At 70.7% G+C, this 9,756-nt stretch carries 13 protein-coding genes; 1 reads left to right on the top strand and 12 read right to left on the bottom strand.

Annotation, left to right across the window (positions count from 1 at the left end; all coding sequences use genetic code 11):
* From BM333_RS10825 to sfsA, 9 genes are all read right to left on the bottom strand, one after another.
* On the bottom strand, positions 1-429 hold the full coding sequence (locus BM333_RS10825) for an acyl-CoA thioesterase (RefSeq protein WP_092311130.1): 429 nt from the start codon (positions 427-429) through the stop codon (positions 1-3).
* Positions 429-785, bottom strand: a complete 357-nt coding sequence (grxD, locus tag BM333_RS10820; protein ID WP_092311127.1) for a Grx4 family monothiol glutaredoxin — start codon at positions 783-785, stop codon at positions 429-431. The genes BM333_RS10825 and grxD overlap by 1 nt, the downstream gene beginning before the upstream one ends.
* 79 nt (positions 786-864) lie before the next feature.
* Positions 865-1,788, bottom strand: coding sequence for an aldo/keto reductase (locus BM333_RS10815; protein ID WP_092311124.1), 924 nt, complete (start codon positions 1,786-1,788; stop codon positions 865-867).
* A 2-nt stretch (positions 1,789-1,790) separates the two neighbouring features.
* On the bottom strand, positions 1,791-2,030 hold the full coding sequence (locus BM333_RS10810) for a BolA family protein (RefSeq protein ID WP_092311121.1): 240 nt from the start codon (positions 2,028-2,030) through the stop codon (positions 1,791-1,793).
* Positions 2,031-2,087: 57 nt separating this feature from the next.
* Entirely contained in the window at positions 2,088-2,606 is a 519-nt protein-coding gene (locus BM333_RS10805) for a GNAT family N-acetyltransferase (protein WP_092311118.1), read from the bottom strand.
* Positions 2,603-3,601 (bottom strand): glycosylasparaginase, encoded by a 999-nt coding sequence (locus BM333_RS10800; protein ID WP_245777240.1) that lies wholly within the window; start codon positions 3,599-3,601, stop codon positions 2,603-2,605. Before BM333_RS10800 ends, BM333_RS10805 begins: the two co-directional genes overlap by 4 nt.
* Entirely contained in the window at positions 3,598-4,374 is a 777-nt protein-coding gene (gene radC, locus BM333_RS10795; RefSeq protein ID WP_092311112.1) for a RadC family protein, read from the bottom strand. Before radC ends, BM333_RS10800 begins: the two co-directional genes overlap by 4 nt.
* Before the next feature lie 62 nt (positions 4,375-4,436).
* Positions 4,437-5,261, bottom strand: coding sequence for a type I methionyl aminopeptidase (gene map, locus BM333_RS10790; RefSeq protein ID WP_092311109.1), 825 nt, complete (start codon positions 5,259-5,261; stop codon positions 4,437-4,439).
* A 31-nt stretch (positions 5,262-5,292) separates the two neighbouring features.
* Positions 5,293-6,009, bottom strand: coding sequence for a DNA/RNA nuclease SfsA (gene sfsA / locus BM333_RS10785; RefSeq protein ID WP_092311105.1), 717 nt, complete (start codon positions 6,007-6,009; stop codon positions 5,293-5,295).
* A 23-nt stretch (positions 6,010-6,032) separates the two neighbouring features.
* Between sfsA and BM333_RS10780 the strand changes: the two genes are divergently transcribed.
* Positions 6,033-6,785 (top strand): competence/damage-inducible protein A, encoded by a 753-nt coding sequence (locus tag BM333_RS10780; protein ID WP_092311102.1) that lies wholly within the window; start codon positions 6,033-6,035, stop codon positions 6,783-6,785.
* A gap of 9 nt (positions 6,786-6,794) precedes the next feature.
* On the opposite strand, the gene BM333_RS10775 is transcribed toward BM333_RS10780, so the two are convergent.
* Genes BM333_RS10775 through fliI form a run of 3 tightly spaced genes read right to left on the bottom strand, consistent with a single transcriptional unit; the run spans position 6,795 to position 9,646 of the window.
* Positions 6,795-7,901: an endo-1,4-beta-xylanase gene (locus BM333_RS10775; RefSeq protein ID WP_245777239.1), complete on the bottom strand. Its 1,107-nt coding sequence runs from the start codon at positions 7,899-7,901 to the stop codon at positions 6,795-6,797.
* Entirely contained in the window at positions 7,876-8,286 is a 411-nt protein-coding gene (locus tag BM333_RS10770) for a flagellar export protein FliJ (RefSeq protein ID WP_092311099.1), read from the bottom strand. The genes BM333_RS10775 and BM333_RS10770 overlap by 26 nt, the downstream gene beginning before the upstream one ends.
* Positions 8,287-8,299: 13 nt before the next feature.
* The gene (gene fliI / locus BM333_RS10765) at positions 8,300-9,646 is read right to left on the bottom strand and encodes a flagellar protein export ATPase FliI (protein ID WP_092311096.1); all 1,347 of its coding nucleotides are present in this window, start codon (positions 9,644-9,646) and stop codon (positions 8,300-8,302) included.
* Positions 9,647-9,756 lie beyond the last annotated feature (110 nt).

The following is a 9,756-nucleotide window of genomic DNA, read 5'->3' as shown; positions in this document are numbered from 1 at the left end:
TCAGCGCCTTTCGAAGGCGGGCAGGATGTCGGCCGGGATGCGGTGCGGCCGCATCGTCGCGGCGTCCACCAGCACCCATTCCGTGACGCCCTGGGCGCAGAGCCGCCCCTCCCCGTCCTCGATGCGGACGTAGCGGTTGAAGCGTGGACCGTGGGGGTCGCCGACCCAGGTGCGGGCCTTCACGCCAGTCGCATCCGGCATCAGCGGGCGGAAGTAGTCGATCTCGTGCCGGGTGCCGACCCACGACCATTTCGCGCGCGCATCGGCGTCGAAACGGGCGTTCCAGTGCGCCGTGCCCGCGTCCTGCAGCCAGCCGACGTAGACCACGTTGTTGACGTGGCCGTTCTCGTCGATGTGTTCGGGCCGGACTTCCAGCGGCAGCTCGAAGATTTCACGGTCCGCCCGGGGCTCCAGCTGGGGCCGGGCCATCAGGCGTCGGCGCCGCCCAGCGACACGCCCTTGTCGGCCATCAGCGTCTGCAACTCGCCCGCGTTGAACATCTCGCGCACGATGTCGGAGCCGCCGACGAACTCGCCCTTGACGTACAGCTGGGGAATGGTCGGCCAGTCGGTGTAGGCCTTGACGCCTTCGCGCAGCGCCTCGTCCTGCAACACGTCGACGCCGACGAAGGGCGCGCCGACATGGTCGAGGATCTGCACCGCCAGCGAGGAGAAGCCGCAGCGCGGCGCATCCGGGGTGCCCTTCATGAACAGCACGACATCGTGCGACTTGACGGTCTCGTCGATGAAGGTGCGGACGGGGTCGGCGACGGCTTGATCGGTCACGGAACTGGCCTTTTAGGTGAAGGCCGTCAGCTAGGGGCGGCGGGCCGCAGGGTCAAGGGCGGCCAGGGGACGCAGGGGCTCAGGCCGCCTTGACGCTGGCGATGCGGGCCATCTCGATCTGCGCCGCCAGCCCCGGCGGCATGTCCCGATCGGGCACCACGGCCAGGGTGTTCAACCGCTCGACGTCAGAGGCTTCGACGAGGACGCTGGAGACCGACGGGTCGGTCAGGGCGTATGCGAGACAGATGGCCTCGGCCGACCACGCGTTGGTCTGGTGCAGGAAGGCGAAGGTGCCGGCGCCGGCGAGGGGGTCCTTCCTGGATCGGCCGCCGGGACGCCCGAAGCCGAGGAAACCCTTCTTCTCCACATGGGCCGAGGCGGCCTTCTTGGCCGTGTCGAGGCTTTCGGGGAAGTAGTCGTACACGAAGATCGCCATGTCCTGCTCGCGAGCGACGCGCAGGCGGTGGCGGATCTGCCACGGCGAATTGACGTGGTAGGGCGTGGCGAGGACGTCAAAGGCGCCCGTCGAGACGTAGGCGTCCATCACCTCGCCCTCGCCGGAGACCCCCAGCAGGCGGACCCGCTCGGTAGCGCGCAAGGCCTTGAGCGCATTCAGCGATGTCTGTGGCAGTTCATGCTCGGCGGGCTCATGGAGGATGGCGAGGTCGAACCAGCCGAGGCGCGAGGCATGCAGGGTGCGGTCGATGGCGGCGGTCATGCCCTCGGCGGAGAAGTCGCGGTCGGAGCCGCGGCGGCCGTCGCCGGCCCCGAGGGTGAGGGCGACCTGGACCAGCTTGCGGTCGACATGCTGCAGGGCGTCGCCCAGCACTTCCGCCAGAACGGGGTCGGCCGAGCAAAGGCGGTAGCTGTTGATGCCCGCTTCGAGCGCCGAATAGACCAGTTCGCGGCCCGCGTCGGGGCCACGGGCGATGTCGCGCGCGCCAAGGCTGAGGGTCAGGGCCGAGACGGCTTGGCCGGCCGAGCCGAAGGGACGATAGCGCATGGTCAGTCTCCCGCGGGGGCCGAGGTCTCAAGCGCCAGGGCATGCAGCTCGCCGCCCATTCGGCCTTTCAGGGCGGCGTAGACCAGCTGGTGCTGGCGCACCCGCGGCAGGCCCGCGAACCTCGTCGAGACGATGCGCGCACGATAGTGGTCGCCGTCGCCGGCCAGATCGTCGATGGCGATCTCGGCGTCGGGAAAGGCTTCGGTCAGGCACCGGCGAAGCTCTTCGACAGGCATGGGCATGGGACAGGCGGTCTCCGGGTTCGGCCGGAGGATAGGTCCGTAAACCTTAATGTCAGGCTACGCCGCGCGGCGCTCCAGCAGGACGACGGGCTCGCCCTTGTAGACGGCGTCGGCGTAGCGGACGTAGCCGGCGCGGGCGGCGAGGGCGTGCGAGGGCGCGTTGTCGGGCGAGATCATGCAGACGGTGCGCGGGGCGTTCAGCGCGTCGTCGCACCAGGCGAGGGCGGCGGAGAGCGCCTCGAAGGCGAGGCCCTTGCCCTGGAAGCGGGGGGCGACCCCCCAGCCGAGTTCGGGGGCGTCGAACGGGGGATCGAGCAGGCGGCGGTAATCCAGAACGCCGACGCTGCCGACGTAGTCACCGGTGGCGGTCTCGCGGATCGACCAGTTGCCGTGGCCCAGCGCCTCCCAGTGGCCGATGTCGCGCAGGAGGCGGAACCAGACGTCCTCGGAGGTCAGGGGCGCGGGGAAGATCGAGGTGGCGAAAACGGGATCCCCCCACAGCTTCACCAGGTCGGCGAAGTCGGAGACAGCCGCGGGGGCGAGGGTCAGGCGAGCGGTGATCAGGGTCGTGCTCATGAGGCCTCGAACAGGGCGGACGCGCGCTCGATACGGGTGGCGCCGGCGGCGTCGGTCACAGCATAGGTGAAGCCGGGCTGCAGCGCGAAGGCGCCGGACCGGCCCTGCTTGTCGAGCGCCAGCAGGGCGATCTGGCTGGCGGCGACCTTCGATCCGCGCAGGCGGGCGAGGCGCTCGATCACGCGGCGGCAGGCTGCGGTCGGGTGGAGACCGCTCCGCATCGCTTCGACCACCGCATGAGAACCGGCGACGCGGACGACGTCCTCGCCGACCCCGGTGGCGGTGCAGCCGCCGACCTCGTCGTCGACATAGAGGCCGGCGCCGATCAGCGGGCTGTCGCCGACGCGGCCGCGCATCTTGAAGGCCATGCCGGAGGTGGTGCAGGCGCCGGCCATGCGGCCGCCGGGGTCGACGGCCAGCAGGCCGATGGTGTCGTGGTCGGCGGCGCCGCCTGGCATGCCCCGCCAGTCGTTGTTCTCGCTGTTGATGCGGGGCGCGTATTCGGCGGTGCGCAGCCAGTCCCGCCACGCCGCTTCGGCCCGCGGGGTGAGAAGGTTCTGCGTCGGGAAGCCCTGTTCGACCGCAAACGCCCGGGCGCCTGCGCCGACGAGCAAGACATGTGGCGTCTTCTCCATCACGGCGCGGGCGACGGAGACGGCGTGGACCACGTCCTCAAGCGCGCAGACTGCGCCGACGTCGCCGGCCCAGGTCATCACGCAGGCGTCGAGGGTGACCCGGCCGTCGCGGTCCGGCAGGCCGCCGAGGCCGACCGAGCTGTTGGTCTCGTCCGCCTCGGCGACGCGGCCGCCGGCCTCGACCATGTCCAGCGCCGAACCGCCGGCGTGACGCGCCGCCCAGCCGGCGGCGTTGGCGGCGGCTCCGAAGTCCCAGGTGGAGACCATGACGGCAGGCGCTCTCGCCGGTCCGCTCGCGCCGCCGGCGAGAGCGGCGACCGGCGCGGCGGCCAGCATTGTGCGGCGGGAAGGTCCGGTCACATCAGGCCCAGTTGCTTGAAGCTGGCCACGCCCTCACGGCCGACGACGAGGTGGTCGTGCACGGCGATCTCCAGCGCCCGGGCGGCGTCGATGACCTGGCGGGTCATCTGGATGTCGGCGCGCGATGGGGTGGGATCGCCGGAGGGGTGATTGTGCACGATGATCAGGTTCTTGGCCGAGAGTTCGAGGGCGCGCCGGACCACCTCGCGCGGATAGACCGGCGCATGGTCGACGGTGCCGCGATTCTGCACCTCGTCGAGGATCAGCTTGTTGTGGTTGTCGAGGAACAGCACCCGGAACTGCTCGCGCGGCTCGTGCTGGAGGGCGACGCGGACGTAGGAGACCAGCGCTGTCCAGGAGGCGATTACAGGCCGGGTGACCGCCTCCTCGCGCAGCACCCGGCGGGCGACCTCGTGCAGGGCCGCCAGGTCCAGCGCGGTCTCGGCGCCGACGCCCTTCACGCGACCCCGGGCGTCCTCGGCCCGGACCGTCATCAGATCCTCGACCGGGGCGGCGAGGACGGCGGCGAGCGAACCGAAGCGGGCCAGCAAGGTCTTGGCGATCGGCTTGACGTCGCCCTGCGGCTGGCTACGGAACAGGAAGAGCTCCAGCAGTTCGTAGTCGGGGAGGTGGGCGAGGCCGGCGCCGCGGGCCCGCTGGCGCAGGCGCTCGCGATGGCCCCCGAGGCCGGCGGCCGTCAGACGCCCCGGCGGCGCGGCAGACGTCGGCTCTGGCCGGCGTTCCGGCGCGGGAAACGGCAGCACTGAGGACATGACAGCCTCCGGGTCGACCGGGGCGGCACGATGTCAGAACAGACGGTGAACGTCCAGCGTCGTCAGAACTTCGGACGGAACAGGCCGGCGGCGCTGGCGGTGAACAACTCGACGCCGTCGTCCGTGACGCCGATCGTGTGCTCGCACTGGGAGGAGAGGGACTTGTCGCGGGTGACGGCGGTCCAGCCGTCGGACAGGACCTTCACGTGCGGCTTGCCGAGGTTCACCATCGGTTCGACGGTGAAGAACATGCCCTTCTTCAGGGTCGCGCCCTCGCCGCGGCGGCCGTAGTGCAGGACGTTGGGGCTGTCGTGGAACAGGCGGCCGATGCCGTGGCCGCAGAAGTCGCGCACCACCGACATGCGGTTGGCCTCGACCACCTGCTGGATGGCGTAGCCGATGTCGCCGAAGGTGGCGCCCGGCTTGATGACGGCGAGGCCGGCCTCGAGCGAGTCGTAGGTGACGTCGATCAGCTTGCGGGCGCGGGCGTTGACGTTTCCGACTGCGTACATGCGGCTGGAATCGCCGTGCCAGCCGTCGACGATGACGGTGTGGTCGACGTTGACGATATCGCCGTCCTTCAGGACCTTGTCCCCCGGAATGCCGTGGCAGACGACGTGGTTGATCGAGGTGCAGACGGTCTTCTCGTAGCCCTTGTAGCCGAGGCAGGCCGGCAGGGCGCCGTGGTCGAGGGTGAACTCGCGGATGCGGTCGTCGATCTCGCCCGTGGTGACGCCCGGCTTGACGTACTCGGTGATCATGTCGAGCGCCTCGGCGACGAGGCGGCCGGCCTTGCGCATGCCCTCCCACGCCTCCTCGTCCTGGTGGACGCGGATCTCGTGGGTGCGAACGAAGTGGTCGGTGTCCAGTTCGGGGGTCTCGTACATCGGTCGTCTTTCGGCGGGGCCCTTGTTCATTTCAGGGCCGCCAGGGCAGGGCGCGGTCCAGGCGGATCGCTTCGGGCGTCAGGTGGCAACTGTAGCACAGAACCTCAACCCCGCGGGAGGCGGCTTCCCGCAGGGCCGGGCCGTAGGCGCGGTCGATGTCGTCGGCGGTGGTGAAGATGTCGCAGTCCATGCGCTGGACGATGAAGAGCATGACGGCGCGACCGCCGGCCTCCACCACCCGCTCCAGCGCCTTCAGGTGCTTCACGCCGCGAACGGTGTTGCAGTCCGGGAACTCGGCGAGGCGGGCGGCACGGCTGAAGTGGCAGTTCTTGATCTCGACCCAGCAGGACGGGCGCTGGAGGGCGTCGGGATCGGACTGGAGCAGGATGTCGATACGGCTGTCGACGTCGTAGCGCACCTCGCGGCGCAGGATTGGATAGCCGGCCAGTTCGGGGATGTCGCCGCGGGGGATGGCGGTCTCGGCGATGCGGTTGGGGTTGAGGGTGTTGACGCCCACAGGACCGGCGTCGGGAAGCTCGACGGCCTCCAGGGTCAGCGGCAGCTTGCGCTTCGGATCGGGCGAGCGGGACAGCCAGACGGGCAGGCCGGGCGCGGTCAGGCCGAGCATGGCGCCGGGATTGGGCACGTGGACCGTGGCGGTCGAGCCATCGTCAAGCGTGACATCGGCGAGAAAGCGCTTGTAGCGGCGGATCAGGGTTCCGCGTTCGAGAGGCGACTTGAAGCGCATGGGGGAGGCTCTAGCCTGCGCGGATGAACGACGCATCCCCCACCGCGGCCGTGCTGATCATCGGCGACGAAATCCTGTCCGGCCGGACACAGGACACCAATCTGAACACCCTCGCGCGCTTCCTCGGGGCGCTGGGGATCGAGCTTCTGGAGGCGCGCACGGTCGGGGACCGCCACGAGCAGATCGTCGGGGCGCTGAACGCCCTGAGGGCGGGGCACGACTACGTCTTCACCACCGGGGGCATCGGCCCGACCCACGACGACATCACCGCCGATGCGGTTGCGGCGGCGTTCGGCGTGGGGATCGCCGAGCATCCGGAGGCGCTCGCCATCCTGGAGCGGCGCTACGGGGCGGAGTTCAACGCGGCGCGGCGGCGGATGGCGCGGATTCCTGCGGGCGGATCCCTGATCGCCAATCCGGTGACCGACGCACCGGGCTTCCACATCGGCAACGTCTTCGTGATGGCGGGGGTGCCGAAGATCATGACGGCCATGCTGGAGGACGTGGCGCCGCGGCTGCGCACCGGGGCGGTGGTGCACACGCGGACCGTGCGGGTGACCGGCGTGGGCGAGGGGAGCGTGGCCGACATCCTGGGCGCGGCGGCGCGGGCCAACCGGGAGATCAGCTTCGGCAGCTATCCGTTCGGGCACGGCTCGGTGGGCGAGATCGGCACCAACCTTGTGGTGCGGGGGCGCGACGAGACGGCGGTGGAAGCGGCGGTGGAGGGGCTGCTGGCGGCGCTGGCGACGACGGGGATCGCGGCGGCGCGGATGTGAGTCTTCCGCTCAGGCGCCGGCGCGGCCGGTGAAGGCGTCGACGAGGGCCTGGTAGGCGGGGTTGGGACGGGCTTCGGCGTCGAGGAGCAGGGCGCTTTCGTCGGTGCGGTTCCTGCCTTCGGCGCGGACCAGCCAGCTGTCGGGATCGCGCAGGCCCCAGGTGGTGAAGGCGTAGCGCTGGCGCTCGGGCAGGGCGGCGAAGGCTTCGGCCAGTTCGCCGACGCGGGCGACCTGCTGGGCCCGGCGTTCGGCGGTGGAGCGCAGGTCGGGCAAGTGGCCGCCGTCGCGCTGCATCGGAAAGTCGAGCTCGGAGACGTGGATCGGCAGACCGAGCGATGCGGAGTCGCGGAAGAAGTCGCGGACGCGCCCGGCCGGGATCTCGATGTTGAGGTGCGACTGGGTCCCGATGCCGTCGATCGGAGCACCGAGCGTCAGAAGCCGCTCGACCAGGCGCAGGAAGGTCGCGCCCTTGGCCGGGATGTTCTCGAGATTGTACTCATTCAGGAACAGGACGGCGTCGGGATCGGCGGCCTTCGCCTGCTGGAAGGCGCGGACCATGTAGCCCTCCGGACCCAGGGCGCGGCTCCAGTGGCAGTCGCGCAGGCCGTTCCCGTCCTCGGTCACCGGCTCGTTGACCACGTCCCAGCCGGCCATCCGCCCCCGGTAGCGACCGACGAGCGCGTGGATGTAGCGGTCGTATTCGGCGGCGAAGCGGTCGCGGGGGAGGTCGTCTGTGAAGACCTCGGACCCCTGCGAATACCAGATGACCGTGTGGCCGTGGACGCGCAGCCCGTGGTCGCGGGCGAAGGCGACCACCCGGTCGGAGGCGGAGAAGTCATGGGCGAAGCCGGGGCCAAGGGTGCGCTCCATCTTCTGCTCCCACTCCGGGGTGAGCTGCGAGCAGTGACGGAGGACGGCCTCGCGCCAGGCCGGGTCGTCCAGCTGGCCGGTCATGGCCGTGGCGCCGAAGGGGGCGGGGACGAGGTCTTTCAGCGGCGCGGCCGGACCGGCAGGGGTCTGGGCGGCGGGGCGGCCGCAGGCGGCGAGCGCGACGGCCGAGCCGAGGACGAGGCGGCGGGTCGGGTGCGCCCTAGACCGCACGGCGGCGGAGGCCAAGCTCGTCGAAGGCGGCGGTCTCGCGCTTGCCGGCGGCGATGAGGCGATTGAGCCGTGTGGTCTCGGCGACGTGCTCGAACTTCTTGAGCTCCTCGAAGGCGCCGGTGAGAGCGTCGCGGGCGCCGGACTCTTCGGCCTCGATCCCGGCGACGTCGGTTTCGGCGGCCGATTTGCGCACCTTCCAGCCGGTCAGATAGGCCTGAAGAAGGAGGGCGGCCTCGGCGTCCTGGCGGGCGCGCTCCTGCTCGACCTGAGCCTCGGCCTCGAGCACCGCGATGCGCATTTCGGCGGAGACGCGGCGGGCGGTGATCTCGGCGAGGCGCTTCTGCAGCGTCTCGACCTCATAGTTGGAGATCCGGATCAACGACTGGGCCCAGGCGGTCATGCGAACTCTCCGGTCACTGCGGGATCATGCCCTGATTCAGGATTGCCTCGAGCCGGGTAAAGGAATCGGTAAGACGTGTGGCGTCGTCCTTGTCCTGGCCGAGGAAGGCCTCGAGGGCGGGGTTGAGGGCGATGGCGCGGTCCACGATCGGGTCGGCGCCGGTGCGGTAGGCGCCGATCTTGATCAGCTCCTCCATGTTGGCGTAGGCGCTGAGGCACTGGCGGGCGCGGCGGTTCAGCTCGCGCTCGGGCGGGGTCTGGCAGCCGGGCAGGGTGCGGCTGACCGACTTCAGCACGTCGATGGCCGGGAAGCGGCCGCGCTCGGCGATCTTACGATCCATGACGATGTGGCCGTCGAGAATGCCGCGCACCGCGTCGGCGATGGGCTCGTCGTGGTCGCCGCCGTCGACCAGAACGGTGAACAGCGCCGTGATCGGGGCGGCGGTGGTGCCGTCAGGGCGCAATGGGCCGGGACCGGCACGCTCCAGCAGCTTGGGCAGTTCGGTGAACACCGTAGGCGTGTAGCCCTTGGTCGTCGGGGGCTCGCCGGCGGCGAGGCCGATTTCGCGCTGGGCCATGGCGAAGCGGGTGACCGAGTCCATCAGGCACAGGACCTCGAGGTCCTGGTCGCGCAGGAATTCGGCGCAGGCCATGGTCATGTAGGCCGCCTGGCGGCGCTTCAGGGCCGGTTCGTCGGAAGTGGCGACGACGACGATGGCGCGGCGCAGACCCTCCTCGCCGAGGGTCTCCTCGACGAATTCGCGCACCTCGCGGCCCCGTTCGCCGATCAGGCCGACGACGACGGCGTCGCAGGTCGCCTGACGGGCCAGCATCGACAGCAGCACCGACTTGCCGACCCCGGAGCCGGCGAAGATGCCGAGGCGCTGGCCGCGGCAGGTGGTGGTGAACACGTCCATGGCGCGGACGCCGAGGTCGAGACGCTCCCCGACGCGGCCGCGGGAGTGGGCGGGGGGCGGTGGGGCCCGCAGCGGATAGCCGGCCGGCCCGGTCGGTAGCGGCCCCTTGCCGTCGATGGGATTGCCGAAGGCGTCGATGATCCGGCCCAGCCAGGCGGTGGTGGGGCGCACCGTGGCCGCGGTGTCGATGATGCGGATGTCCGCGCCCGGAGCCACGCCCTCGACCGGGCCGAACGGCATCAGCAGGGCCTTGGCGTCGCGGAAGCCGACGACCTCGGCCGGGAGGGGGTGCTGGCCGCGGCCGCGCTCGATCTCGGCGCGCGCGCCGACCGCCAGGCGGCTGAGCCCGCCGCGCGACTCGATCAGCAGGCCGTTCACGCCCGCGACCTTGCCGGTCACGACCAGCGGGTCGACGGCTTCGACGGCGGCGACAAGATTGCGCAAGCTGGAACCCCGGGGACAGGCGTTCAGGGATGCGGCAACGTGGTTAACGGCGCATGAAATTGCGAGCGGCTCTTTGCCTTGGCGCTTGGCCGCCTATCTTTCTGGACCAC

Origin of the sequence: Brevundimonas viscosa, assembly GCF_900116065.1 — a bacterium.
GTDB classification, from domain to species: Bacteria; Pseudomonadota; Alphaproteobacteria; order Caulobacterales; family Caulobacteraceae; genus Brevundimonas; species Brevundimonas viscosa.
Note: the sequence above shows the minus strand (reverse complement) of the source record. Positions and strands in the feature narration are given on the sequence as shown.

What these genes read in the sequence shown, in the direction of transcription:
- BM333_RS10825 (WP_092311130.1), bottom strand. Translation starts at nt 429, where the DNA reads ATGGCCCGGCCCCAGCTGGAGCCCCGGGCGGACCGTGAAATCTTCGAG.
- BM333_RS10815 (WP_092311124.1), bottom strand. Translation starts at nt 1,788, where the DNA reads ATGCGCTATCGTCCCTTCGGCTCGGCCGGCCAAGCCGTCTCGGCCCTG.
- BM333_RS10810 (WP_092311121.1), bottom strand. Translation starts at nt 2,030, where the DNA reads ATGCCCATGCCTGTCGAAGAGCTTCGCCGGTGCCTGACCGAAGCCTTT.
- BM333_RS10805 (WP_092311118.1), bottom strand. Translation starts at nt 2,606, where the DNA reads ATGAGCACGACCCTGATCACCGCTCGCCTGACCCTCGCCCCCGCGGCT.
- radC (WP_092311112.1), bottom strand. Translation starts at nt 4,374, where the DNA reads ATGTCCTCAGTGCTGCCGTTTCCCGCGCCGGAACGCCGGCCAGAGCCG.
- map (WP_092311109.1), bottom strand. Translation starts at nt 5,261, where the DNA reads ATGTACGAGACCCCCGAACTGGACACCGACCACTTCGTTCGCACCCAC.
- sfsA (WP_092311105.1), bottom strand. Translation starts at nt 6,009, where the DNA reads ATGCGCTTCAAGTCGCCTCTCGAACGCGGAACCCTGATCCGCCGCTAC.
- BM333_RS10780 (WP_092311102.1), top strand. Translation starts at nt 6,033, where the DNA reads ATGAACGACGCATCCCCCACCGCGGCCGTGCTGATCATCGGCGACGAA.
- BM333_RS10770 (WP_092311099.1), bottom strand. Translation starts at nt 8,286, where the DNA reads ATGACCGCCTGGGCCCAGTCGTTGATCCGGATCTCCAACTATGAGGTC.